The organism is Aeromonas sobria (assembly GCF_006243315.1).
GTDB lineage: Bacteria > Pseudomonadota > Gammaproteobacteria > Enterobacterales > Aeromonadaceae > Aeromonas > Aeromonas sobria_A.
In genome coordinates, this window is record NZ_NKWE01000041.1 from 1 (window position 1) to 24,153 (window position 24,153).

25 protein-coding genes are annotated in these 24,153 nt (G+C 56.0%); 19 read left to right on the forward strand and 6 right to left on the reverse strand.

Features of this window, described 5'->3' with window-relative positions; all coding sequences use genetic code 11:
* The 3 genes from CF137_RS13330 to CF137_RS13340 all read left to right on the forward strand — a co-directional run.
* On the forward strand, positions 1-2,521 hold a 2,521-nt coding region (locus tag CF137_RS13330), incomplete at its 5' end, for a type I secretion C-terminal target domain-containing protein (RefSeq protein ID WP_139719598.1).
* Between the two features lie 86 nt (positions 2,522-2,607).
* A complete protein-coding gene (locus tag CF137_RS13335) occupies positions 2,608-3,168 on the forward strand; it encodes a hypothetical protein (RefSeq protein ID WP_139719601.1) in 561 nt (186 codons plus the stop codon).
* A gap of 56 nt (positions 3,169-3,224) precedes the next feature.
* Positions 3,225-3,941, forward strand: a complete 717-nt coding sequence (locus CF137_RS13340) for an SIMPL domain-containing protein (protein WP_162515937.1) — start codon at positions 3,225-3,227, stop codon at positions 3,939-3,941.
* A 136-nt stretch (positions 3,942-4,077) separates the two neighbouring features.
* On the opposite strand, the gene ahpF is transcribed toward CF137_RS13340, so the two are convergent.
* The 3 genes from ahpF to CF137_RS13355 form a co-directional block, all read right to left on the reverse strand.
* Positions 4,078-5,658 (reverse strand): alkyl hydroperoxide reductase subunit F, encoded by a 1,581-nt coding sequence (gene ahpF / locus CF137_RS13345; protein ID WP_139719605.1) that lies wholly within the window; start codon positions 5,656-5,658, stop codon positions 4,078-4,080.
* 154 nt (positions 5,659-5,812) lie between these two features.
* Positions 5,813-6,379: an alkyl hydroperoxide reductase subunit C gene (gene ahpC, locus CF137_RS13350; RefSeq protein WP_101316621.1), complete on the reverse strand. Its 567-nt coding sequence runs from the start codon at positions 6,377-6,379 to the stop codon at positions 5,813-5,815.
* A gap of 642 nt (positions 6,380-7,021) precedes the next feature.
* A complete protein-coding gene (locus CF137_RS13355) occupies positions 7,022-7,468 on the reverse strand; it encodes a CBS domain-containing protein (RefSeq protein ID WP_068979356.1) in 447 nt (148 codons plus the stop codon).
* Between the two features lie 212 nt (positions 7,469-7,680).
* Between CF137_RS13355 and queA the strand changes: the two genes are divergently transcribed.
* The 7 genes from queA (at position 7,681) to nlpI (ending at position 14,667) form a co-directional block, all read left to right on the forward strand.
* A complete protein-coding gene (queA, locus tag CF137_RS13360; RefSeq protein ID WP_139719607.1) occupies positions 7,681-8,748 on the forward strand; it encodes a tRNA preQ1(34) S-adenosylmethionine ribosyltransferase-isomerase QueA in 1,068 nt (355 codons plus the stop codon).
* Between the two features lie 73 nt (positions 8,749-8,821).
* Complete coding sequence (tgt, locus tag CF137_RS13365; RefSeq protein ID WP_101316615.1) at positions 8,822-9,958, forward strand: tRNA guanosine(34) transglycosylase Tgt; 1,137 nt, start codon at positions 8,822-8,824, stop codon at positions 9,956-9,958.
* A 55-nt stretch (positions 9,959-10,013) separates the two neighbouring features.
* Positions 10,014-10,349: a preprotein translocase subunit YajC gene (yajC, locus tag CF137_RS13370; protein ID WP_042018994.1), complete on the forward strand. Its 336-nt coding sequence runs from the start codon at positions 10,014-10,016 to the stop codon at positions 10,347-10,349.
* A gap of 18 nt (positions 10,350-10,367) precedes the next feature.
* Positions 10,368-12,221: a protein translocase subunit SecD gene (gene secD / locus CF137_RS13375; RefSeq protein ID WP_101325094.1), complete on the forward strand. Its 1,854-nt coding sequence runs from the start codon at positions 10,368-10,370 to the stop codon at positions 12,219-12,221.
* Between the two features lie 10 nt (positions 12,222-12,231).
* Positions 12,232-13,179 (forward strand): protein translocase subunit SecF, encoded by a 948-nt coding sequence (gene secF / locus CF137_RS13380; protein WP_101316611.1) that lies wholly within the window; start codon positions 12,232-12,234, stop codon positions 13,177-13,179.
* Between the two features lie 84 nt (positions 13,180-13,263).
* Entirely contained in the window at positions 13,264-13,632 is a 369-nt protein-coding gene (locus tag CF137_RS13385; protein ID WP_139719656.1) for a rhodanese-like domain-containing protein, read from the forward strand.
* 90 nt (positions 13,633-13,722) lie between these two features.
* A complete protein-coding gene (gene nlpI, locus CF137_RS13390; RefSeq protein ID WP_301335802.1) occupies positions 13,723-14,667 on the forward strand; it encodes a lipoprotein NlpI in 945 nt (314 codons plus the stop codon).
* A gap of 62 nt (positions 14,668-14,729) precedes the next feature.
* Here nlpI and CF137_RS13395 read toward each other — a convergent pair whose 3' ends face one another.
* The gene (locus tag CF137_RS13395; RefSeq protein ID WP_139719609.1) at positions 14,730-15,602 is read right to left on the reverse strand and encodes a U32 family peptidase; all 873 of its coding nucleotides are present in this window, start codon (positions 15,600-15,602) and stop codon (positions 14,730-14,732) included.
* Positions 15,603-15,614: 12 nt separating this feature from the next.
* Complete coding sequence (gene ubiU / locus CF137_RS13400; protein ID WP_139719611.1) at positions 15,615-16,610, reverse strand: ubiquinone anaerobic biosynthesis protein UbiU; 996 nt, start codon at positions 16,608-16,610, stop codon at positions 15,615-15,617.
* Positions 16,611-16,799: 189 nt separating this feature from the next.
* On the opposite strand from ubiU, the gene ubiT reads away from it, so the two are divergent.
* A complete protein-coding gene (ubiT, locus tag CF137_RS13405) occupies positions 16,800-17,333 on the forward strand; it encodes a ubiquinone anaerobic biosynthesis accessory factor UbiT (protein WP_101316601.1) in 534 nt (177 codons plus the stop codon).
* Here the strand turns inward: ubiT and CF137_RS22430 are convergent.
* Positions 17,286-17,702, reverse strand: coding sequence for a hypothetical protein (locus CF137_RS22430; RefSeq protein WP_101316599.1), 417 nt, complete (start codon positions 17,700-17,702; stop codon positions 17,286-17,288). The genes ubiT and CF137_RS22430 overlap by 48 nt on opposite strands.
* 186 nt (positions 17,703-17,888) lie before the next feature.
* Between CF137_RS22430 and trmJ the strand changes: the two genes are divergently transcribed.
* From trmJ to fdx, 8 genes are all read left to right on the forward strand, one after another.
* A complete protein-coding gene (gene trmJ / locus CF137_RS13415) occupies positions 17,889-18,611 on the forward strand; it encodes a tRNA (cytosine(32)/uridine(32)-2'-O)-methyltransferase TrmJ (protein WP_139719613.1) in 723 nt (240 codons plus the stop codon).
* A gap of 92 nt (positions 18,612-18,703) precedes the next feature.
* Positions 18,704-19,207, forward strand: a complete 504-nt coding sequence (gene iscR / locus CF137_RS13420) for a Fe-S cluster assembly transcriptional regulator IscR (RefSeq protein WP_101316595.1) — start codon at positions 18,704-18,706, stop codon at positions 19,205-19,207.
* A 57-nt stretch (positions 19,208-19,264) separates the two neighbouring features.
* On the forward strand, positions 19,265-20,479 hold the full coding sequence (locus tag CF137_RS13425) for an IscS subfamily cysteine desulfurase (protein ID WP_139719615.1): 1,215 nt from the start codon (positions 19,265-19,267) through the stop codon (positions 20,477-20,479).
* A 42-nt stretch (positions 20,480-20,521) separates the two neighbouring features.
* Complete coding sequence (gene iscU, locus CF137_RS13430; protein ID WP_040094674.1) at positions 20,522-20,905, forward strand: Fe-S cluster assembly scaffold IscU; 384 nt, start codon at positions 20,522-20,524, stop codon at positions 20,903-20,905.
* A 15-nt stretch (positions 20,906-20,920) separates the two neighbouring features.
* Entirely contained in the window at positions 20,921-21,244 is a 324-nt protein-coding gene (gene iscA / locus CF137_RS13435; RefSeq protein WP_042019010.1) for an iron-sulfur cluster assembly protein IscA, read from the forward strand.
* A gap of 114 nt (positions 21,245-21,358) precedes the next feature.
* Positions 21,359-21,877, forward strand: coding sequence for a co-chaperone HscB (gene hscB, locus CF137_RS13440; RefSeq protein ID WP_042019011.1), 519 nt, complete (start codon positions 21,359-21,361; stop codon positions 21,875-21,877).
* A gap of 28 nt (positions 21,878-21,905) precedes the next feature.
* On the forward strand, positions 21,906-23,753 hold the full coding sequence (gene hscA, locus CF137_RS13445) for a Fe-S protein assembly chaperone HscA (RefSeq protein WP_139719617.1): 1,848 nt from the start codon (positions 21,906-21,908) through the stop codon (positions 23,751-23,753).
* A 1-nt stretch (position 23,754) separates the two neighbouring features.
* A complete protein-coding gene (fdx, locus tag CF137_RS13450) occupies positions 23,755-24,093 on the forward strand; it encodes an ISC system 2Fe-2S type ferredoxin (protein ID WP_042019013.1) in 339 nt (112 codons plus the stop codon).
* The last annotated feature ends 60 nt before the right edge of the window (positions 24,094-24,153 follow it).

A 24,153-nucleotide genomic window follows, 5' to 3' on the forward strand; every position in this document is an offset into this window, starting at 1 on the left:
GGCCGACCTGGTGGCCTTCGAGGATGACGGCCCGGACATCAGTGATGTTCAGGATGCAGTTCTGGCTAACTCAGCCAGTGGCTACTTCTCTGGTGATTCGGTTGTCGATATTGGCACTGATGGTGCGGGAAGGGCTGATCTGACGGGCAATATCAGTGGGTGGAATGGCTCAAGCACTACCTATGCAGCCAGCGCGCTGACCTCAGGTGGCGCAACAGTTTACTACTACGTCAGTGCAGCCGATCCGAGCATCCTGTACGCCTATACCAGTGCGGTGCCCGGCGCCTACACCGGCGGTGCTGGTCAGTCGCTGGTATTCACCTTGAGCCTGAACACGTCTGGCATCTATGTCATCGACATGAATGGTAAGCTGGACAACGCAACCCAAGAATACTCGGCGACATTCTCGAATATTCCTGGCGGCAATCAGGATTATCTTGTGGTGAGTAATACTGGGGGCATCTACAAATCTGGAGAGGTTGTGCCTGCCGGTCAGTTCGTGATCATGTCTATCGATTCATCAGTTGACTCGGTCAATTCCAGCGCTCAAGGGCTGGCGACAGACAATCAGTGGGTCGATGGCAGCGAGAAGCTGTATTTCGACTTCAGTGAGCCTGCCGTCAAGGTGTCGTTTGCCATTGACGTACAAACCGGCGCTACGACCAACAGCGTTAACTGGACTGTGTATGGCACCAACGCTAACGGTGAGTTGGTAACTGAAAGTGGCAGCACGCTGTTCACCGACGGTGTGCTTCAGCAGGTGCCCACGACCTTGACGGACATAATGCGGGTTGAACTGTCCGACAACGGTGGAGCTTACGGCTACCGGGTGCAGAAGATCACGCTGGTCGATCGTGTAGACGAGAGCCCGGTAAAGACCAGCTTTGATCTGGCTGTCGTCGATGCCGACGGGGATAGGGATTCGGCCACACTTGATGTGACCTTTGAGCCGGTGGTTGCCCCGGTTCTGATTGTGGGCACGAATGCAGATGATGTTACCGGCAGCTCGGTGCCCTATGAGGTTTCTGGCGGTGCTGGCGTCATTACCGGCAAGGGTGGCAATGATTTGTTGGTCGGGGACGTGGGGGGAACTACGCAGTTGCCCGGACAAAAGGCCAATATCGCTTTTGTACTGGATAACTCCGGCAGCATGCAGACCAATACCATTCAGTTCACCAATGCAAATGGCACCACTACGACCATGACTCGTCTGGATGCCATGAAACAGGCGGTGATAACTTCACTGACCGGTCTCTATAACTCGGGGGCCGATGATATCCGGGTGCATCTAGATACATTCGCGACTCAGGCTAATGGTTCTGGCACCTTTACCCTGACTTCCGGCGGTGTGGATAACGCAGCTCAACTGGCGGCGGCGATAGCTTTTGTCAATGCCATCGCGGTGCCTGCCTCGGATGCCGCGCAATACACCAACTATGAAGCGGGGCTGGTGGCAGCAAATACCTGGATCGAGTCTGCAGGGGGAAATGCGCCCATAGCGGCGGCGGACGTCAACAAGGTTATCTTCGTCTCCGATGGCGCACCCAACAGGGCGCTGCAAGGCGACGGGGCAGGCACGGTTGTGTCGGTAAGCAGCTCTGTAGCCATGCAGCATGTGCTGGGTACTTACAACGTCAAGGGCCCTGGCGACGATACCGTCAATGAAATCAACCTGATCGAGAACGTCGACTCATCGACGGCGCAGGCCTTTACCGTTGAGGCTGTCGGCATTAAGGTCGACGAAAATGCCCAGGACCTGCTGAGCCAGGTCGAGGGTACAGGTGGCAGGGCTACCAATGTGACTAATGCCAATGAGTTGAGCAGTGTGATTGGTCAGATTACCGGTGGAATTATCGACGCGGCCTCGGTAGGCAACGACCATCTCGTCGGTGGCAACGGCAATGATGTGATCTTTGGTGACAGCGTTCATGCTGACAATGCGGATGGTGGCTGGTTCGAGTTTGTGGCAGACAACCCGAGCAAGAGTGGTGGGCAATTGCTCAAAGAACTTTACAGCCAGCATGCAGAGTATGGTAAGGAAGGGGCTGTTGGTGGCGATGATACCCTTGAAGGTGGCGACGGTCATGATGTGCTTTACGGCCAAAAAGGTAATGACATCCTGATTGGCGGTAATGGTATCGACATTCTGATTGGCGGGACCGGGTCTGACACACTGACAGGCGGTGCCGATAAAGATACCTTCAAGTGGATGGCTGGGGATGTGGGTGGTACCGATGTGATCAAGGACTTCACCACCGGAACCGGTGGGGATGTACTGGATATCAGCGAGTTGCTCACTGGCGAGCATGCCACCTCAGGCGCGCTAGATGACTACCTAAATTTCAGTAGTGATGGGCCTGGCACAAACAAATCAACATTGACTATTGATTTGGATGGTTCGAATGGAGGAACTAGCCACGTCATAAAATTTGACACGATTGACCTGACGACCTTGGGAAATAGCGACTTGGAGATCATTCAGAAGTTGTTGGATGATGGCAATCTGAAGGTTGATCCGTAACGCTGTCTCGGGGCCGGGCTTGCCTGGCCCCTGTTTTTTCCCCTAAGGGATGGATAAGATACAGGCAGTAGACAAGAGGGGTAATCATGCAGTCATTCAACTGGGTCGACATTGATGGCATCCGTTATAGCTGGGATGGGCAGGGGAACATTACCTGCGCCGGCCAGTTTGGCTATCAGGCCTCGATCGCGGGTGATCGGCTGGATGGGATGGAGATAGAGAATGAGGCTGGCGATGTAGCGGGGTCGCTCTATGTTGACTTTGCTGCGGCCTCTATCACCTATGTGCCTGTTATGGATACCGAGTCTGCCCATAACATGATTCTGGTTGGCCATGATCAGGGGCAGCAGGAGTATCCGCTGGCCAGTTTGCACTCTCCGTTGTTGCAAGATTTGCTGGGGCCGTCTGATACCATCGCCTGGTCTGCGCTAGAGGAGGAGAGTGGTGGCACCGATATCGGACAGGCGGTGCAAGGACACGTTTTGTCGTGGGACTCGTTCCATTTCGATGATGAGGTGTTGGTCTGTGGTGCGGCACCTGTGCTGGATATGGCAAACCAGAGCCAGGAGCCCGGCAACATGGTTACCATCAGCCTCGATCTGACCAATCAGATACTGGAGCAGATCCCGCCCTTGCACGATATATGAATCCTGTAGCTGCACGGGCATAATGACCTCAATCTTTCCGATTGAGGTTTTTTTCTATGTGGCGTCCCCTTCTTACTCTTTCCGCTCTGGTTGTCAGTGCTCCGCTGCTGGCGATTGAAGTGCCGCAAGCGCCCCATCTGGTGGTGAGCGGTTACGCCGAGCAGAAGACCGAACCCGATATGCTCACTCTCAATGTGGCGGTGAGTGCACTGGATAAGCAGGGCCTCAAGGCCAAGCAGCAGGTCGATACCAAGGTCGCAGCCTTTTTTAGCCAGCTGGAAGGGCTGGGGATCACGCGCAGCGATGTTGAGGCCGGCAACCTGATGGTCTCTCCGGAATATCAGTATGGCGAGAATAAGAAGCCGGTATTGCTGGGATACCGTGCCCAGCGGCAATTGGCGGTCAAACTCTATCAGCTCGATAAGCTGAGTTCCTTGATGGATACCGCCCTCAAAGCCGGGCTGGAGTCCGTATCCCAGATTGAATATGGCTTGAAATCGCCTCAAGTCATCAAGGAGCAGGCGCGGTTGAGCGCAGTGAACGATGCCAAAACCAAGGCGGAGTCATTGGCCAAGGCATTCGATATGAAGTTGGGCAAGCTATACAGTGTGGAGTATCGCAACTCCTCGCCCATCACCGCTTACAGCCGCAACTTGAAGGTGGTGCAAGCCATGGGGATGGCTGCACCCGCGCCGGATATGGCGGATAACAGCTATCAGCAACAGCAGATCACGGTCAGCGATAATATCGAGGCTGTTTTCTTGCTGGAGTGATGCCAGTCGTTTAAGCCCTGTCATGAACAACCCCGCCGTTTGCTGCGGGGTTTTTATGTCGCGTCGATGCAGATGTAAAAAAGCCGACTCTCGTGTTCATTTCATCGGGAGTCGGCTTTTTGTTAAGCGGGGTCGATCAGGCGGTCACGGCCTCAGCCTTGGTCGCTTCCGGTGCCGGATTGCGGATCAGGTAATCAAACGCACCCAGTGCGGCGGTGGCGCCGGCACCCATGGAGATAATGATCTGCTTGAACGGTACCGTGGTGGCGTCACCGGCAGCGTAGACACCGGGCAGCGAAGTTGCTCCCTTGGTATCGATCTCAATTTCGCCAAAGCGGGTCAGAGCAATCTCACCTCCTTTCAGGAACTCGGTGTTCGGCACCAGGCCGATCTGGACGAAGATGCCTGCCACCGTCAGGTGCTTGATTTCACCGGTGGTGCGATCTTCGTAATCCATACCGACCACCTTGCTGCCATCACCGATCACTTCGGTAGTGCGAGCGCTCATGATGATGTCGATATTGCCCATGGAGCGCGCCTTCTTCTGCAGCACCTCGTCGGCACGCAGGGTATCGGCAAATTCGACTACGGTGACGTGCTCAACGATGCCAGCCAGATCGATGGCAGCCTCGATGCCGGAGTTACCGCCACCAATCACTGCCACCCGCTTGCCCTTGAAGAAGGGGCCATCGCAGTGCGGGCAATAGGCTACGCCCTTGGTGCGGTACTCGACTTCGCCCGGTACGTTCAGATCGCGCCAGCGGGCACCGGTCGCCAGGATCACGGCGCGGCTCTTCAAGGTAGCGCCGGAGGCGAGATCCACGTTCACATAACCATCTTTGCTGATGGCGGCGGCACGCTGCTCGGTGATCACTTCCACACCGTACTGCTTAACGTGCTGCTCCAGACTGGCGGCCAGCTTGGGGCCTTCGGTGTAGGTCACGGAGATAAAGTTCTCGATGCCAACGGTGTCCATCACCTGGCCACCGAAACGCTCGGCGACGATGGCGGTGCGAATACCTTTACGAGCGGCATAGATGGCGGCTGCGGCGCCAGCCGGGCCACCGCCCACCACCAACACGTCGTAGGGCGCTTTTTCATTGAGTTCAGCCGCTTTGCGCTCACTGGCACCGGTATCGAGCTTGGCAACGATCTCTTCCAGTGAGATGCGGCCCTGACTGAACGGCTGACCATTCAGATAGACGTTCGGTACCGCCATGATCTGACGCTCGGCAACTTCTTCCTGAAACAGGGCGCCATCGATCATGGTGTGAGTAATGCCAGGGTTCAGAGTCGCCATCAGGTTCAGCGCCTGCACCACGTCCGGGCAGTTGTGGCAGGAGAGGGAGATATAAGTCTCGAAGTGGAACTCACCCTTGAGATGGCGGATCTGCTCCTGCACGGCCGCATCGGCCTTGGAGGGGTGGCCACCGCTTTGCAGCAGGGCGAGCACCAGAGAGGTAAATTCATGACCCATGGGAATGCCGGCAAAGTGAACGCGCGGGGCTTGGCCCTTTGCTGCGACACTCATGGAAGGCTTGCGTGCGGCAGTGCCATCGGTCATGGAAATTTTGGGTGACATCTCGCTGATCTCGCTGGCCAGTGCCAGCAGCTCTGCAGATTTGTCGCTGTCATTGCCGGACACGCTGATCTCGATGGGATTGACGATGTACTGCAGATAGGTGTTCAGCTGTTGTTTGAGGTTGGTATCCAACATCTTCGAATTCCTTCTTGTGATTGCGGGTCGGCGTGATATTTGAGCCGGAAAGGTGACCGGCACTTTTAACGCGGGCCGGAGCGCAGACCGGCACATTTAACCGGGCCGGAAAGCAGACCGGCCCTGAAGCGGGCCGGTCTTGGAAGCGGGAGGCTTAGATCTTGCCTACCAGATCCAGGGACGGGGCCAGAGTGGCTTCGCCTTCTTTCCATTTAGCCGGGCACACTTCACCCGGGTGGGATGCCACGTACTGGGCTGCTTTGACTTTGCGCAGCAGTTCCAGTGCGTCACGGCCGATACCGCCAGCGTTGATCTCAACGATCTGGATGATGCCCTGTGGGTCGATGACGAAGGTACCGCGGTCAGCCAGACCAGCTTCTTCGATCATTACGCCGAAGTTGCGGGTAATGGCACCAGTCGGGTCACCAATCATCGGGTACTGCAGCTTGCTGATGGTGTCAGAAGTGTCGTGCCACGCTTTGTGAGTGAAGTGGGTGTCGGTAGAGACAGAGTAGATCTCAACGCCCATCTTTTGGAATTCAGCGTAGTTGTCAGCCAGATCGCCCAGTTCGGTCGGGCAAACGAAGGTGAAGTCAGCCGGGTAGAAGAACAGCACTGACCACTTGCCTTTCAGGTCAGCGTCAGACACCTGAACGAATTTGCCATTGTGATAAGCGGTAGCGTTGAACGGCTTGATTTCAGTGTTGATATAGGTAGACATCTATTAGCTCCTTGGTGATGTACATATGCCGGTCTGGTGTTGCAAAGGTTGGCCAGACGAGGCGTTTAACTTTCGATGGATTCATCATAGGGGCTTTTGCTAATCGATAAAAGCCGCAATTTTGAATCGCTTAAATCTACTTATTAGATAACCCACACTGGCTGTACCTAACATGAATATCTCTGGCGTACAGAGATAACTCCTTGTCGTGGTTCAATATCTGTGCGGTACATCGCTTTTTCAAGGCAGCGCAAGCCGGTTGCGCAGGAGGTTGAGGCAGCTGGTCGCGGCGATGGGGAGGCGTTGGCATGGGGGAAGCCGAAAAGCGCGGATAAAAAAATCCCGGCGCTATCGCGATGATAGGGCCGGGTCATCAAACAAGGAATGGCGATATAAACAAATGCTTTACAGCAAAGACTAACTACGGGGTGTGCAAACTTGCAGACATATGAAAGGAAGAGTGTGGGTGCACAATCCCTCGTCTCCCTCTCGGCAACTATTGCATGAGCTGATAATAGTGTGACGAAGATCACAAAGCAACCATATGGTGTAATTTTTCAATCAAAATGAAAGACTTTCAGCATTTTTGCTGATTAGACATGCTGAAAACGCTTTTATTGTAATTTTATTACATATATTCCGTCAGAAATCGGTGGGTGGCTCCTGCTCTTCCATCAACTCCAGCAGGTTGATGGCAACCGCAATGAAATCAGACTCGGTGACGATGCCGATCAGTTTGCGTCCTTTGAGCACCGGCAGACAGCCATATTTGTGGCGCTGCAGGTAGAGTGCCGCCTCTTTGATGCCGGCGTGGGGGTCTACGCTCGCCACTTGCCGTGTCATGATCTCGTCAAGTTGCACGCTGTCGGTAAATTCGGCTTCCCGCTCCGGGCTGATGAGTAGCAGTTTGGATTCCCGGGTAGCCAGGATATCGGTGAGGGTCACCAACCCCAACAGGTGGTGCTGCTCGTCGACGATGGGAATGTGGCGGATCCGCTCCTGCTGCATCAGCTCCATCGCCTGTTTGACACTGTTTTCCGGACCCAGGGTGAAGGGATGTTCGGTCATGATTTCGGATAAGGTCATCATGGTGGGCCTCCTTGTGTATCTCCCTTCACCCTAGCCCACCCCTCTCTGGCAAAACATGATCAGGGTCAATACAGATCATTAAAGAATCATTAACCGGATGGGTGTAGCAATATTGCTCGCTATCCCTTGTCTCTCTTGGGTTTTTGGTCTTTTGGGTTGCCTTGGAAGATGGGGATAACTAGACTAGCCGCCGATTCCCTTCGAGGTGAAAGATGCAAGTATCCGATTTTCATTTTGATCTGCCCAACGAGCTGATTGCCCGCTATCCGATGGCAGAGCGTACCGCCAGCCGCTTGTTGCAGCTCGATGGTCAAACCGGCGCCCTGCGCCATGGTCAATTTATCGATGTGCTGGATCAGCTCAATCCGGGCGACCTGCTGGTATTTAACAACACCCGTGTCATTCCGGCGCGCATGTTTGGCCAGAAGGCCAGCGGCGGCAAGCTGGAGGTGCTGGTTGAGCGCATTCTGGACGAGCACAGCGTGCTGGCCCATGTCCGTGCCTCCAAGGCGCCCAAGCCGGGCACCCGTTTGATCATGGATGCGGGTCAGGACGGCAAAAGTGTCGAGGCCGAGATGCGGGCCCGTCACGACGCGCTGTTCGAGATCCACTTCCTCGATCCCCGCCCGGTGCTGGAGATCCTGGAAGCGATCGGTCACATGCCGCTGCCCCCTTATATCGACCGTCCCGACGAGGATGCCGACAAGGAGCGCTACCAGACGGTGTATAACCAAAAGCCGGGTGCGGTGGCGGCCCCGACCGCTGGCCTGCACTTTGATCAGGCGCTGCTTGAGAAAATTCGTGCCAAAGGGGTTGAAACTGCCTTCGTGACCCTGCATGTAGGGGCGGGGACCTTTCAGCCGGTGCGAGTGGACAAGATTGAAGATCACCACATGCATTCGGAATATGCCGAAGTGCCGCAAGAGGTGGTGGATGCCATCGCTGCGACCCGTGCCCGCGGTGGCCGGGTGATTGCGGTGGGTACCACTTCGGTGCGCTCCCTGGAGAGTGCTGCCAAGGTCACCCTGGCTCAGGGCAAACCGCTGGCGCCATTCTTTAGTGACACCGACATCTTTATCTTCCCGGGTTACCAGTTCCAGATAGTTGATGCCATGGTCACCAACTTCCATCTGCCGGAGTCGACCCTGATCATGTTGGTCAGCGCCTTTGCCGGTTATGACAACGTGATGGCCGCCTATCAGGCCGCGGTGGCCGGGCAGTACCGTTTCTTCAGCTACGGGGACGCCATGTTCGTTACCCGTCGCCAGGTTGAGGCATAAGCTTCAGCTTATTTACCGGGCCAAGTTCGGCCCTTCATTGTCAGACTGTTTATCTGACGCAGCCGAGGTAGCAATGAAATTTGAACTGAAAACCACCGATGGCCGTGCCCGTCGCGGCCAACTGGTGTTCGAGCGCGGCACTGTCCAGACCCCGGCCTTTATGCCGGTCGGTACTTACGGCACCGTCAAGGGGATGACTCCGGAAGAAGTGCGTGAAACTGGCGCCCAGATCCTGCTTGGCAACACCTTCCACCTCTGGCTGCGCCCGGGTCAGGAAGTGATGCGCGCCCACGGCGATCTGCATGACTTCATGAACTGGCAGGGCCCGATCCTGACCGATTCTGGTGGCTTCCAGGTGTTCAGCTTGGGGCACATTCGCAAGATCACCGAGGCGGGTGTGCATTTCCGTCATCCCATCAATGGCGAGAAGATCTTCCTCGACCCCGAGAAGTCCATGGAAATCCAGTACGATCTGGGCTCCGACATCGTGATGATCTTCGACGAGTGCACCCCTTATCCGGCCACTTACGAAGAAGCGCGCAAGTCGATGGAGATGTCCCTGCGCTGGGGCAAGCGCTCCCGTGACAAGTTCGATGCGCTGGGCAATAAAAATGCCCTGTTCGGCATCATCCAGGGTTCGGTCTATGAAGAGCTGCGGGATGTCTCCCTCAATGGCCTGCTGGAGATCGGTTTCGACGGCTATGCGGTCGGCGGCTTGGCAGTGGGTGAGCCCAAAGAGGATATGCACCGCATCCTCGAGCACGTCTGCCCGAAAATTCCGGCCGACAAGCCCCGTTACCTGATGGGAGTAGGCAAGCCGGAAGATCTGGTGGAAGGGGTGCGCCGTGGGGTCGATATGTTCGACTGCGTGATGCCGACTCGCAATGCCCGTAACGGTCATCTGTTCACCACCGATGGGGTGGTCAAGATCCGTAACGCCAAGTATCGCACCGACACCAGCACCCTGGATGCGGATTGTGATTGCTACACCTGCAAAAATTACACTCGTAGCTACCTGTATCATCTGGACAAGTGCAACGAGATCCTGGGTGCCCGTCTGAACACCATTCACAACCTGCGTTATTACCAGCGAGTGATGCAAGGTTTGCGGGACGCGATCGAGCAGGGTAAATTAGACGACTTTGTAACTGAGTTTTACCGTCGGCAAGGGAAGCCTGTGCCTCCGTTAGCTGAAAATGACGTGAAATAACAACAGCGTATCAGCTCGTTATCTTTGTATATCTACATCAACAAGAGGTTGTTAAATGAGCATTATCTCCAAGGCATATGCAGAAGGCGCAGTTCCGGGTGCACAGGGTGGTGGTATGGAAATGATCATCATGCTGGCCGTGTTTGGCCTGATCTTCTACTTCATGATCTATCGTCCCCAGGCCAAGCGTGCCAAAGATCACCGCAATCTGATGAGCTCCTTGTCCAAGGGGGATGAAGTGCTCACCTCCGGTGGCCTGGTTGGCAAGATTGCCAAAGTGGCTGCAGATAGCGATTACCTGGTGATCGCCCTGAACGACCAGACTCAAGTCACCATCAAAAAGGACTTCGTCTCTGCCGTTCTGCCCAAGGGTTCTATCCAGTCCCTTTAATCTCCCAAGGAGCACAGCGTGTTGAATCGCTATCCGCTGTGGAAATACCTGATGGTGGTCCTGGTGATCGCCATCGGTTTTCTATATGCAGCCCCCAATCTTTACGGCGAAGACCCGGCCTTGCAGGTATCTGCCAGCCGTGGTGCCGAAGTCAAGCTAGAGACCCTTGACCTGGTGAAAGAGACGCTTGAAGCGGCCAATATCCCGGTTAAACATGCTGCATTTGAGCACGGCTTCATCCTGATCCGTTTCAAAAATACTGAAGACCAGCTCAAGGGCCGCGACGTTGTTGCCAACAAGCTGGGCGATAACTTCATTACTGCACTCAACCTGGCTCCTTCTACCCCCGCCTGGCTTGAAGCTATCGGTGCTGCGCCGCTCAAGCTCGGCTTGGACCTGCGCGGTGGTGTGCACTTCCTGATGGAAGTGGACATGGCCGAGGCGCTGACCAAGCAGCAAGAGCAGATGGTGCAGGATTTTCGTACCGAACTGCGCACCCAGAAGATCCGTTACTCCGGCGTGCGCCGGACCGGTGATCAGGTGCAGGTGATCTTCCGTGATGAAGCGGATCAGGAACGTGCGGCTTCTCATCTGCGTCGTCAGAACCCTGATTTGACCTTCACCACCGAGCAGAAAGGGGATGAATTCATCCTGCTGGCTGGTCTGAGCGAAGCGAAGATCAAGGAAGTGAAGAAGTACGCTCTCGAGCAGAACATCACCATCATCCGGAACCGGGTCAACGAACTGGGTGTGGCCGAGCCGCTGGTACAACAGCAAGGCGCCGAGCGCATTGTGGTTGAACTGCCCGGTATTCAGGATACCGCCCGCGCCAAGGAGATCCTAGGTGCAACCGCGACCCTGGAATTCCACATGGTCGATGAAACGGCAGATATCCAGGCTGCTGCTGATGGTCGTGTGCCGCCAAGTTCCAAGGTCTATAACGATCGCAACGGTCGTCCTGTGGTGCTGCAAAAGCGGGTGATCCTGACCGGTGACCATATCGTCGGTGCCCAGTCCGGTTTTGACGAGTACAGCCGTCCCCAGGTCAACATCAAGCTTGATGGCCAGGGTGGCAACAAGATGGCCAACTTTACCAAGGACAACGTCGGTAAAGGGATGGCGACCGTGTTCATCGAGTACAAGCCGGTGGGTCAGCCAGGTCCGGATGGCAAGCGCAAGTTCCGCAAGCAGGAGGAGGTGATCAACGTCGCCACCATCCAGTCGCGCCTTGGCAGCCAGTTCCGTATCACCGGTATCGACAACGCCAACGAAGCCCACAACCTGGCGCTGCTGCTGCGTGCCGGTGCCCTGATCGCCCCGATCCAGATCGTGGAAGAGCGCACCATAGGCCCGAGCCTGGGTCAACAGAACATCGACAGCGGTATGGAAGCCATCGGCTGGGCCATGCTGGTGATCGTGCTGTTCATGGGGATCTACTACCGTGCGTTCGGCTGGGTCGCCAACCTGGCGCTCTGTATGAACCTGGTGCTGATTGTCGGCATCATGTCGATGATCCCGGGGGCTACCATGACGCTGCCGGGTATCGCCGGTATCGTGTTGACGCTCGGTATGGCGGTGGATGCCAACGTGCTGATCTACGAGCGTATTCGTGAAGAGATCCGCAATGGTCGTGGTGTTCAGCAAGCGATCCATCTGGGCTTTGATCGGGCATTCTCCACCATCGCAGACTCGAACGTTACCTCGCTGATTACTTGCGTGATCCTGTTCGGTATCGGTACTGGCGCCATCAAGGGCTTTGCCCTGACGCTGGGCATTGGTCTGACCGCCTCCATGTTTACTGCCATCACAGTTTCCCGTGCCATTATCAACCTGGCTTGGGGTGGACGGCGCATCGACAAGCTGCCCATCTGAGGATAGAGAAATGTTTCAGATTCTACATTTTGAAAAACCGATCCCGTTTATGCGCTATGCCAAGCCGGGTGTGGTTTTCTCTTCCGTGCTGATGGTGATTGCCCTGTTCTTCCTGTTTGATCGGGGTCTGAACTGGGGTCTGGACTTTACCGGTGGTACTACCATCGAGGTGGGGTTCCAGCAGTCGGTGAGCCTGGACAAGATCCACGACGCACTGGAAGAGCAGAAGATTGAAGGGGCAACCCTGCAACACTTTGGCTCCAGCCGTGACGTGCTGTTCCGCCTGACCCCGAAAGAGGGGGTCAAGGTAGAGCAACAAGGTAACGAAGTGCTGGCGGCCGCCAAGTTGCTCGACGAGGGCGCTGTGCTCAAACGGGTCGAGTTCGTCGGCCCTTCCGTGGGCGATGAACTGGCGACAGACGGTGCGCTGGCGATGCTGGCCTCCATCCTCTGTATCCTGGCCTATGTGGCGGTGCGTTTCGAATGGCGTCTGGCGCTGGGGGGTATTCTCTCCCTGGTGCACGACGTGGTGATCACCCTGGGCGTGTTCGCTTACTTCCAGTACGAGTTCGATCTGACCGTACTGGCGGCGCTGATGACCCTGGTGGGTTACTCCCTGAACGATACCATAGTGGTGTTCGACCGCCTGCGGGAGAACTTCCGCAAGGTGCGTAAAGGGGATACCGATTACATTCTGGATCTCTCCATGACCGAGACCCTGAGTCGTACCATCATCACCTCCGGCCTCACCTTCATCGTGGTGCTGGCGTTGCTGCTCAAGGGCGGTGCGCTGATCCACGGTTTTGCCGTGGCCATGGTGATCGGTGTGGCGTTCGGTACTTACTCTTCCATCTATGTGGCGAGTGCATTTGCCATGTTCCTCGGCGTCAAGCGCGAGCACATGCTGCCAACCCAGGTAGAGAAAGAGGGTGCGGAACAACAGGAAATCCTGCCGTAACAGTGAAGGGCGCCGTAAGGCGCTCTTTTCTTATCTCCGTATGCCCCTTGCGGATGCAGAGGTTTCAAGCAACAGGAGTTTATGATGCAACACAATCCTCGTTTTTTGGCGCTGGTTGACGGGATCCGCTCCCGGGTTACCGAAACTGACGTTCACCAGATCAAGCGCTGGCAGGATGAAGGGCGCGCTTTTCATCTGATCGATGTGAGAGAAGAGAGCGAGTGGGCCAAGGGGCATTTGCCAAGCGCCCTCTATCTGGGGCGTGGAGTGATAGAGCGGGATATCGAGACCCGTTTCCCCGATCCCGACACCGAACTCTACCTCTATTGTGGTGGTGGTTTTCGCTCCATTCTGGCGGCGGATAATCTGCAACAGATGGGTTATCGCCGGGTAGTCAGTGTAGATGGCGGTTTTCGGGGTTGGCTGGAAGCCGGATACCCTGTCGAATCCTGATTTATTTGAGGCAGAGGGGCACAGCTACATGACAAAGTGGCGGTGGACCTTTACCATATGCGGGGTCAAGCGTAAGCGTCGGAGTGTTCATTGAACGTCAGGAAAGGGATTGGATACCTCCTTGGTATCCTGTTGTTGCTCCCCATGTGGGGTTGCAGCAGTAGCAATCAAGTTAACACCCCCAAGGTTCCCAAGCAGCAGCCTGCTTCACTGGTTTTGGCGACCCCCCTGCAGGTCTCCTACCAAAGTGAGCTGGCGCTGGCGCGACTCGGGCAGATGCTCGGTGAAATGGAATTGACCACCGAACAACGGGCCGAGCTGTTCTATGAGCGGGCCGTGGTATTTGACCGGGTTGGCCTGCGTTCCCTCGCACGGCTCGACTTTAACCGTGCCCTGCGTGAAAAGCCGGATTTTGCCGAAGCCTATAACTTCATCGGCGTTTATCTGGTACAGCAGCAAAATTATGACGAAGCCTATGAGGCGTTCGACTCGGCCCTCGAGCTGGCACCTGATTATGACTATGCCTATCTCAATCGTGGTATAGCACTCTATTATGGTAACCGTCCCGAGCTTGCCAGCGCGGACATGAAGCGCTTCTATGAAGCGCAGCCAGAAGATCCCTATCGGGTGATTTGGCTCTATCTGGCCGAGCAAAAACTCGATGCCCCTGCGGCCATGAGCCGGATGCGCGAACGACTTAACAAATACGATGACGATGCCTGGAACTGGGATCTGGTTCGCCTCTATATCGGCGAGATCAATGCCTCCCAGCTGATGGGCAACGTGGTGAAAGGGGTGAAGGATAACCGGGAGCTCGCCGAGCGTTTGTGTGAAACCTACTTCTATCTGGGCAAGTTCGAGTTGGCCAAAGGTAACCGCAAGGAAGCCATCAGCTACTTCAAGTTGGCGCTTTCCAACAACGTCTATGACTTTATCGAGCACCGCTATGCGTTGCTGGAGCTGGAGCTGATGGCGCGTAAACCCTTGCCACCGGGTGCCCAGAGTGCCCGCAGCAAGAGCGATAAGCCCTCCTGATCCACACGACAGCTGTAAAAAAGGCCTCAATCAGAGGCCTTTTTGTTAGGTGCGAGTCGGGATTATTCCACCAGACTCATGCCGGGGATCTGGCGCCAGTAGCCGTTGCAATCGCGATCCTGCTGCAGAACGAGGGGATGATTGCCCTGCTGGTTAGCCTTGAAGCGGGCCAGCATCTCCAGCGTCTCCATCCCTTGCGGCGAGAGCCTGACCACATCCACCAAGTCTTCCATGCCAGCGAGCTCGTTACCCAGGTTGTAGCAGTAGCCGGACTGGGTCTGGATCCCGTTGAGATTGAACACCCGCTGCCCTTCGCGGCTGTTGGCCAGTCGTCCGGTCGGATAGTGGATGCAGGCGAGTTCACAGTTGTCTTTTGGCTTGTCGAGGGAGCGGGCGGTGAAGCAGCGCGCCGAGTAGGCCAGCGGCAGATGGCCGTAGGCAAACACCTCCACCTCGAACCGGTCGCGCAGTGGGCCCAGATCCTGATTGAGCTGGATCAGCCAGTCGCGGGAGAGCTCCACCGGCATGACCCAGCGTTTCATCCCCTGTTTGAGCAGCATCCGCAGCACATCGGCGTTGTAGGCGTTGATGGCGGGGCCGCAGACAAACGGGATCCCCGCCTCCCAGGCAAGTTGCACCGTACCGAGATCGTTGGCTTCGACCATCAGGTCGCCGTTATCGACCAGCCGCTTCACCTCTTTGAGTTCGGAGGGGGCGGAGATGAGGGCGAGGGTAGAGAGCACCACCTGCTTGCCGGCGCTGGTTACCTGACGGGCCAGCGCAATCCAGTCATCGACTTTGAGTTCACGCCGCTTGCTGCAAACGGTCTCCCCCAGATAGATGATGTCGGCCTGGCTGTTGGCCGCGGCATGGTAAAAAGCGTCGGTATCCGCTTTGGGCCAGTAAAAGAGCACAGGCCCGAGAGAGAATTGCATGCTGTGGGCTCCTTATTGCCACTGACGATGATAGGCGCCGAGGGTGGTCTGGCTACCTTCGGAGACGCGGGCGAGCTGGGCATCCCACTCAGCTTTGACCTGATAGGCCTCGGGATTGGCCTGATAGGCATCGATGGCCGCACGCCACACTCGGGTCACTTGCTCCACATAAGCAGGGCTGCGTTGGCGCCCTTCAATCTTGACCGACTGGATCCCGGTCTTGAACAGCTCGGGCAGGAGACCCAGGGTATTGAGGCTGGTGGGCTCTTCCAGCGCGTGGTAGGTCTGGCCATCCACGTCGAAACGCCCCTTGCACAGGGTCGGGTAACCGGCATTTTCGCCCGGGCCATAGCGGTCGATCAGCACTTCGTTGAGTCGCGACTCGAGGCCGTTCGCGGTCTCTTCCCAACGGACGAACTTGGCCGGTGAGCAGGCGCCGACGGTGTTGGGGCTTTCGCCAGTCATGTAGGAGGAGAGATAGCAGCGCCCCTCGGCCATGATGCAGAGGCTGCCAAAGGCGAACACCTCAAGGCCCACATCGGTTTCGCGGGCCAGCTGTTTGACCTGATGCATGGAGAGCACCCGCGGCAGCACCACCCGTTTGACGTTGAATTGCTGCTGATAGAAGCGAATAGCGGCGGCATTGGTGGCACTGGCTTGTACCGAGACATGGAGCTCCATCTCGGGGTAGTGGCGGCTGGCATATTCCAGCACCGCCAGATCGGCGATGATCAGCGCATCAGCACCTAAGGCAACCCCGCGATCAACAGCTTGTTTCCATCGTGCATCGGCCCCCGGGTGGGCGAAGGTATTAATGGCAATATGCAGTTTGCGACCATGTTGATGCACATAATCCACCGCCTTTTCCAGTTTGCTGTCGGTAAAGTTGAGACCGGCAAAATGGCGGGCATTGGTGTCATCCTTGAAGCCGATGTAAACCGCATCGGCCCCGTTATCCACGGCGGTTTTCAGTGCCGGCAAACTGCCTGCCGGACAGAGTAATTCCATTGGTATGCTCCGAGAATGCATTATGAAGGGCAAACAAGGCCTGATTGTATGCATCAGTGCCGTCCGGTTTTTTGACCTGAGGCAGCTTTGTGTGGCTTTATCCTTCTTGAGGTAACCCTGCATAAGTTTGATTTCCAACAGGATCTTTGCAGTGGCCCTGTGTTTGAATGCGAAAAAAGGGAGTCTATTGTGTTTCAACAACTGCAACATCGCCTGGTCGAACAGGCTCCGCGCTTCTTGCGCCATCCCCTCAAGCTGGTCCCCTTCAATCTGCAAAAACAGCTGATGGAGAGCCTGTTGGCCCGGGTATTCAAGGAGGCCATCGAAGACGGCGACTTCCAGTTTTTGGCTGGCAAGTGGCTAAAAGTCGAGGTATCTGATCTGGAGCTGTGCTGGTTTATCAGCGAGCAGAGTGGCCAACTGGTGGTGGCCCGTGAGTGTGCCAAGGCTGATGTCTGTTTCAGCGGTACGGTCAACGATCTGATCCTGATTGCCGGACGTAAAGAGGATCCAGATTCGCTGTTTTTTCAGCGCAAGCTGAAGATTGAAGGGGATACCGAGCTGGGTCTGGAGGTAAAAAACCTGATGGATAGCCTGGATCTCGATGGCTTGCCGAGCCTGATGAAGTATCCCCTGATGGACTTGGCGACCTTTATCGATCGCGCCCGCGCCGAGTCAGCGCAGGCTCCGGTGCATGCGGCGCCGAGCCGGCTCCCGCTTTAAGTGATTGCTTACCACATGGGCATGGTGGCGATAACGATGCCGTGCCCAGAGGCAACGGCATGCCCACAAGCAGGGCACAAACGCTGCGAGCGCTATCGGGGCGGACAGTTGCGATATGACCAACCCCAGCGCAAGCAACACAAAGGGCTGGGCTTCATAAAGCCACTCGGGTTGCAACCAGCGTTTCGCAGGAAAGATGATGAGATCGGTACGACGATAGCTGGAACGCATCATCCAGGTCACTGCGCCCACAATAAATAGCAGGGCGCCAGCAAACCAGAGTAGTCGTTGCTCGTTGAGCATAATCAGGGCAACGGCTGCCAGCAGATAGAGGCTGGGTAATCTCTCATAGATAAATGGAGGGAGCATGGCTTGATTTCTCCGATCTCATAGAACAGGTATCCTTCAAGTTTAGTGTCCCACCTCGATTGCCTCATGCTTGTTTGTTATACAAATCGCCGCTTTTGTTCTGAAATGGCGCACCTTTTACGGTGCCAAAATAGCGATTGGTTATGTTACTATTACGCGCCATTTTTGACTGTAGATTGACAGGGCATGCTGGATCAAATTCGTATTATTTTGGTAAACACTTCCCATCCCGGCAACATGGGGTCTGCGGCGCGGGCCATGAAGACCATGGGGCTGACTCAGATGGTGCTGGTTGATCCACAAGCTTTGCCGGATGACAATGCCTTCGCCCTGGCGGCAGGGGCCAGCGATGTACTGGCCAATGCGCGCATTGTGTCGACGCTCGATGACGCGATTGCTGACTGTGGTCTGGTCATTGGCACCAGTGCGCGTTCCCGAACCCTGAGCTGGCCGATGCTTGATCCCCGTGAAGCGGGCGAGAAGTTGGTGCTTGAGGGGATGACGCATCCGGTCGCGCTGGTATTTGGTCGCGAACGTACCGGTCTCACCAATGATGAGCTGCAAAAGTGCCACTACCATGTGGCTATCCCGGCCAATCCGGAATACAGCTCCCTCAATCTGGCCATGGCGGTCCAGACCCTCTGTTACGAAATACGGGTGCACTGGCTGCAAGAGCAGGCAGTCGAACCAGAAGAGGAGATGGCCTATCCGAGTGCTGCCCAACTGGAAGGGTTTTATCAGCATCTGGAACAAACACTGCTAAAGACAGGTTTCATTGCCGATGATCACCCGGGGCATGTGATGAGCAAATTGCGCCGGCTGTTCAATCGTGCCCGGCCGGAAGCATCTGAACTCAATATCTTGCGCGGCATTTTGACCTCGGTTCAGAAAGTGAAAACACCGGATTAACCAACTGTTTTACTCAACCATAATACTTGACTGTTTTTGTCGGGTATGTGACCATGTGCCACATCAAATCGCTTCGCAAGACGGTAAGGCTCATGAGACTGACTTCTAAAGGACGTTACGCTGTAACCGCCATGCTCGACGTGGCACTGCATGCAGAGCAGGGGCCTGTGCCCCTTGCCGATATTTCCGAGCGTCAGGGCATCTCCTTGTCCTATCTCGAACAGCTGTTTGCCCGCCTGCGCAAGCATGGCCTGGTGAGCAGCGTACGTGGTCCGGGTGGTGGTTATCGCCTCGGATTGGCTCCCGACGAGATATCTGTTGGCCAGGTGATCACCGCAGTAGATGAGTCGGTTGATGCCACCAAGTGTCTCGGTAAGGGTGGCTGCCATGGCGGCACCCAGTGTCTGACCCACTCTTTGTGGCGTGATCTCAGTGAGCGAATTTCCAGTTTTCTCGGCGATATCACCCTGGCAGAACTGGTTCGCCAGGCCGATGTACGCCGGATTGCCGGCAAGCAAGATGAACAGATGAAAACCGCGTTGTCCCTGGTTGAACGGGCAGAACGCGGCAATGTGAGCTTGAAAGTCCAACTATAAACAAACGTGCTTTCCACAGTCGTTCGATGTGCGAACAAGGCTGTAACGGAGAAATACATGAAACTGCCTATTTACCTTGATTATTCGGCAACCTGTCCGGTGGACCCGCGTGTCGCAGAAAAAATGATGCAGTGTCTCACCATGGATGGCCTGTTCGGCAATCCGGCTTCCCGTTCCCACCGCTTTGGCTGGCAAGCCGAAGAAGCGGTTGATCTGGCCCGTAATCAAGTGGCAGAGCTGATCGGTGCAGACCCGCGCGAAATCGTCTTTACCTCAGGTGCGACTGAATCCAACAACCTGGCCATCAAGGGCGTTGCACATTTTTACGCCGGCAAAGGCAAGCACATCATCACCTCCAAGACTGAACATAAGGCAGTGCTTGATACTTGCCGCCAGCTGGAGCGTGAAGGGTACGAGGTGACCTACCTTGAGCCGATGCCAAACGGTCTGTTTACCATCGAACAAATCAATGCGGCTTTGCGTGATGACACCATTCTGGTGAGCATCATGCATGTCAACAACGAGATTGGCGTGGTGCAAGACATCGCTGCCATCGGTGAGCTTTGTCGTTCCCGCAAGATCTTGCTGCACGTGGACGCAGTCCAGAGCGTGGGCAAAATCCCGGTAGACGTCGAGGCACTGAAAGTTGATCTGCTCTCCGTCTCTGCGCACAAGGTATATGGTCCCAAGGGGATCGGTGCCCTGTATGTCCGTCGCAAGCCCCGTGTTCGTCTGGAAGCCCAGATGCATGGCGGTGGTCATGAGCGTGGTATGCGTTCTGGCACGTTGCCAACTCATCAGATCGTTGGCATGGGCGAAGCATTCCGTATCGCCAAGGAAGAGATGGTCAGCGAAGCGCCGCATATCATGGCACTGCGTCAGCGTCTGTGGGATGGCATCAAGGATATTGAAGCTGTCTACATCAACGGTGATCTGGAGCAGCGTGTGCCGGGTAACCTCAATGTCAGCTTTGCCTATGTGGAAGGGGAATCCCTGATCATGGCGCTGAAGGATCTGGCGGTTTCTTCCGGTTCAGCCTGTACCTCTGCCAGCCTGGAACCTTCCTATGTGTTGCGTGCGCTGGGTCTTAATGACGAGCTGGCACACAGTTCCATTCGTTTCAGCATGGGTCGCTTTACCACCGAAGAAGAGATTGATTACGCAGTCAAGCTTATTCGTGACTCCATTGGCCGTCTGCGCGAGATGTCTCCACTGTGGGAGATGTATAAAGATGGCGTCGATCTGAACACGGTCGAGTGGGCTCATCACTGATCCAACAGGGTCAGTGAACAACGGAATTAGCAGGAGTGAGATATGGCTTACAGTGAAAAAGTAATCGACCACTATGAAAATCCCCGCAACGTCGGTGGTTTTGACAAGAATGATCCCAGCATCGCAACCGGCATGGTCGGTGCGCCTGCCTGTGGCGACGTGATGAAGCTGCAACTGAAGATCAGCGACGAGGGCATCATCGAAGATGCCAAGTTCAAGACTTACGGCTGTGGCTCCGCCATTGCCTCCAGCTCGCTGGTGACCGAATGGGTCAAGGGCAAGACCCTGGACGAAGCGGCTGGCATCAAGAACACCGATATCGCCGAAGAGCTGGCACTGCCACCGGTAAAGATCCACTGCTCGATTCTGGCTGAGGATGCCATCAAGGCTGCTATCGCCGATTACAAGCAGAAGAAAGGTCTCTAAGCGCCGGAGAGCAGTATGGCTATTACCATGACAGATGCCGCAGCGGCACGGGTGTCTTCTTTTCTGACTAACCGGGGCAAGGGCATTGGCCTGCGCCTCGGCGTCAAGACCACTGGCTGCTCTGGCTTGGCTTATGTGCTCGAGTTTGTTGATGAGCTGGCCGAGGAAGATCAGGTATTCGAGCAGCAGGGTGTGAAAATTATTGTCGATGCCAAGAGTCTGATCCACCTGGACGGAACTCAACTGGATTTCGTCAAGGAGGGCCTCAATGAGGGCTTCCAGTTTAATAATCCCAACGCCAAAGGCGAATGTGGTTGCGGCGAGAGCTTTAATGTCTGACAGGGGTGACCTGAATGACGTGACGGTTGAACTGGCATCTGACCGCCAGTTCAACCGTGCTATTTCTGCCGCTATATCGAGAGTGGTTATGACGACCGTTGCCAAGAGGTTTGTATGAACCATTTCGAGCTGTTTGGGCTGGTTGAAGGCTTCGAACTAGACACCCGGCAGTTAGCGGATACCTACCGACAACTGCAAACCCGCTTCCATCCCGATCGTTTTGCCACTGCCCCCGAGCGGGAGCAGCTGGCATCAGTGCAGCATGCAGCTCAAATCAACGAGGCGTTCACCACCCTCAAAGCCCCGCTGCGCCGTGCGGAATATCTGCTCTCCTTACGCGGTACGGATATTCGTGGTGAGCAGCAAACACTGCAAGATACCGCATTTCTGATGCAGCAACTGGAGTGGCGTGAACGTCTGGCTGATTTGAAAGACGACGCTGACCCTGAGCGTGCCATCAAGGATTTTCGCTCTGAAATCAGGCATGATCATCAGCTGCTGATGCAGCAGTTGACCGCCTATCTCGCCGCAGGCGAAGATTTGGGAGCGGCTGACTGCGTCCGCAAACTCAAGTTTGTCGACAAGCTCCTCGAAGAGCTGGAACGATTCGAAGACTCGCTCCTCGAGTCTTGATCCTTTAACGCTGGAAGTTTGATTACCCATGGCATTACTGCAAATAGCCGAGCCCGGCCAGAGCGCTGTACCTCATCAGCACAAACGTGCCGTCGGCATCGATCTCGGTACCACCAACTCTCTCGTTGCTGCGGTTCGCAGCGGTCACGCCGATACCCTTTGCGATGAGCAAGGGCGCGATCTTCTCCCGTCGGTGGTGCATTATCAGCCGGATGCTATTCGAGTGGGTATTGATGCCAAGCGCGAAGCTGCCCTCGACCCGCACAACACCATCGTCTCGGTCAAACGGATGATGGGTAAGGCACTGGCCGATATTGACACCCGTCAGCAACCTTACCTGTTTGTTGCCGCCGAGAACGGTATGCCCCAGCTGCAAACCTGCCAAGGCTTGGTCAATCCGGTACAGGTATCGGCCGAAATTTTGAAAACACTGGCCGAGCGTGGCTCCGCCTCGCTGGGGGGTGAACTCGACGGCGTGGTCATTACCGTCCCTGCTTATTTCGATGATGCCCAGCGTCAGGGTACCAAGGATGCGGCCCGTCTGGCCGGTCTGCACGTGTTGCGGCTGCTCAACGAACCGACCGCGGCCGCCATCGCCTATGGCCTCGACTCCGGTCAGGAAGGGGTGATTGCGGTTTACGATCTGGGTGGTGGTACCTTTGATATTTCGATTCTTCGTTTGCATCGCGGTGTGTTTGAAGTGATGGCCACCGGCGGCGACTCGGCCCTCGGCGGCGATGATTTCGATCACCTGCTGGCTGACTGGATCAAAGCACAAGCCGGTCTGACTGGCGTACTGGATGCCCGTACCCAACGTGAACTGCTGGATGTGGCGGCACAGCTCAAACACGGTCTGACCGATGCCGAGCAGGTAGCGTGCACCTTCTCCGGCTGGCAGGGCAGTGTGACCCGCAGCCAGTTTGAGCAACTCATCACACCGCTGGTGAAGCGAACCCTGCTGGCTTGCCGCCGCGCCCTGCGCGATGCGGATCTTGAGCAGGTGGAAGTGCTGGAAGTGGTGATGGTTGGTGGCTCCACCCGGGTGCCCTTGGTGCGCGAACTGGTAGGGGATTTCTTCCAGCGTACGCCGCTGACCAGTATTGATCCGGACAAGGTGGTTGCCATCGGTGCCGCCATCCAGGCTGACATTCTGGTGGGCAACAAGCCCGATGCCGAGATGTTGCTGCTGGATGTGATCCCGCTGTCACTGGGTCTGGAGACCATGGGTGGCCTCGCCGAGAAGGTGATCCCGCGCAACACTACCATTCCGGTAGCCCGCGCCCAGGAGTTCACCACCTTCAAGGATGGTCAGACCGCCATGGCTATCCATGTGGTGCAAGGAGAGCGTGAGCTGGTCGCTGATTGCCGCTCACTGGCCCGTTTTACCCTGACCGGTATTCCACCCATGGTGGCGGGCGCGGCCCATATTCGTGTCACTTTCCAGGTGGATGCGGATGGTTTGCTGTCGGTCAGTGCCATGGAGAAATCCTCCGGCGTGCAGGCAGAGATCCAGGTCAAGCCATCTTACGGTCTGGCGGAGCAGGACATTCTTACCATGTTGAGCGCCTCCATCGAGAATGCCCAACAGGATATGGATGCCCGCATGCTGGCAGAGCAGCAGGTCGAAGCTGATCGGGTTGCCCTGAGCCTCAACGTTGCCTTGGCCGCCGATGGTGAGTCACTGCTAAGTGCCGCCGAGCGCGCCGAAATTGATGCTGCCATCGCCCACCTGCTGATCATGCGCAGCACGGGCACCACCAATCAAATCAAAGATGCCATTGAGGCGGCAGATGCTGTCAGTGGTGAATTTGCAGCCCGCCGGATGGATGCGTCCATCCGCAAGGTGCTGACCGGACAAAACGTCAACAAGGTGTAATATGCCAAAACTGATCATTCTTCCTCATCCTGTGCTCTGTCCGGATGGTGTCGCCCTTGAGGGGCAACGTGGTGAGACCATTCTCGACGTGGCGCTGCGTAATGGGATCGAGATTGAACATGCCTGCGAGAAGTCCTGTGCTTGCACCACCTGCCATTGCGTGGTGCGGGAGGGATTTGACTCTCTCGAGCCAAGCGATGAGCTGGAAGACGACATGTTGGACAAGGCGTGGGGCCTGGAACCGGAATCACGGTTGAGTTGCCAAGCCAGGCTGGAGGACGAGGATCTGGTGGTCGAGCTGCCCAAGTACACCCTGAACCTTGCATCTGAACGCCATTAATTACCCATGAGTGCATTGCGCGTGCAGCATCCCGTGGTGCTTCAGTGATATGGTGAAGGC

Bases quoted from the DNA above. Each gene is read 5' to 3' on its own strand.
- ahpC (WP_101316621.1), bottom strand. From the start codon at position 6,379: ATGTCTACCTATATCAACACTGAAATCAAGCCGTTCAACGCTACCGCT.
- CF137_RS22430 (WP_101316599.1), bottom strand. From the start codon at position 17,702: ATGCTCCCTCCATTTATCTATGAGAGATTACCCAGCCTCTATCTGCTG.
- iscR (WP_101316595.1), top strand. From the start codon at position 18,704: ATGAGACTGACTTCTAAAGGACGTTACGCTGTAACCGCCATGCTCGAC.
- iscA (WP_042019010.1), top strand. From the start codon at position 20,921: ATGGCTATTACCATGACAGATGCCGCAGCGGCACGGGTGTCTTCTTTT.
- yajC (WP_042018994.1), top strand. From the start codon at position 10,014: ATGAGCATTATCTCCAAGGCATATGCAGAAGGCGCAGTTCCGGGTGCA.
- secF (WP_101316611.1), top strand. From the start codon at position 12,232: ATGTTTCAGATTCTACATTTTGAAAAACCGATCCCGTTTATGCGCTAT.
- CF137_RS13340 (WP_162515937.1), top strand. From the start codon at position 3,225: ATGTGGCGTCCCCTTCTTACTCTTTCCGCTCTGGTTGTCAGTGCTCCG.
- hscA (WP_139719617.1), top strand. From the start codon at position 21,906: ATGGCATTACTGCAAATAGCCGAGCCCGGCCAGAGCGCTGTACCTCAT.
- trmJ (WP_139719613.1), top strand. From the start codon at position 17,889: ATGCTGGATCAAATTCGTATTATTTTGGTAAACACTTCCCATCCCGGC.
- ahpF (WP_139719605.1), bottom strand. From the start codon at position 5,658: ATGTTGGATACCAACCTCAAACAACAGCTGAACACCTATCTGCAGTAC.
- queA (WP_139719607.1), top strand. From the start codon at position 7,681: ATGCAAGTATCCGATTTTCATTTTGATCTGCCCAACGAGCTGATTGCC.
- CF137_RS13395 (WP_139719609.1), bottom strand. From the start codon at position 15,602: ATGCAATTCTCTCTCGGGCCTGTGCTCTTTTACTGGCCCAAAGCGGAT.
- hscB (WP_042019011.1), top strand. From the start codon at position 21,359: ATGAACCATTTCGAGCTGTTTGGGCTGGTTGAAGGCTTCGAACTAGAC.
- CF137_RS13385 (WP_139719656.1), top strand. From the start codon at position 13,264: ATGCAACACAATCCTCGTTTTTTGGCGCTGGTTGACGGGATCCGCTCC.
- fdx (WP_042019013.1), top strand. From the start codon at position 23,755: ATGCCAAAACTGATCATTCTTCCTCATCCTGTGCTCTGTCCGGATGGT.
- ubiU (WP_139719611.1), bottom strand. From the start codon at position 16,610: ATGGAATTACTCTGTCCGGCAGGCAGTTTGCCGGCACTGAAAACCGCC.
- CF137_RS13425 (WP_139719615.1), top strand. From the start codon at position 19,265: ATGAAACTGCCTATTTACCTTGATTATTCGGCAACCTGTCCGGTGGAC.
- iscU (WP_040094674.1), top strand. From the start codon at position 20,522: ATGGCTTACAGTGAAAAAGTAATCGACCACTATGAAAATCCCCGCAAC.
- CF137_RS13335 (WP_139719601.1), top strand. From the start codon at position 2,608: ATGCAGTCATTCAACTGGGTCGACATTGATGGCATCCGTTATAGCTGG.
- CF137_RS13355 (WP_068979356.1), bottom strand. From the start codon at position 7,468: ATGATGACCTTATCCGAAATCATGACCGAACATCCCTTCACCCTGGGT.
- tgt (WP_101316615.1), top strand. From the start codon at position 8,822: ATGAAATTTGAACTGAAAACCACCGATGGCCGTGCCCGTCGCGGCCAA.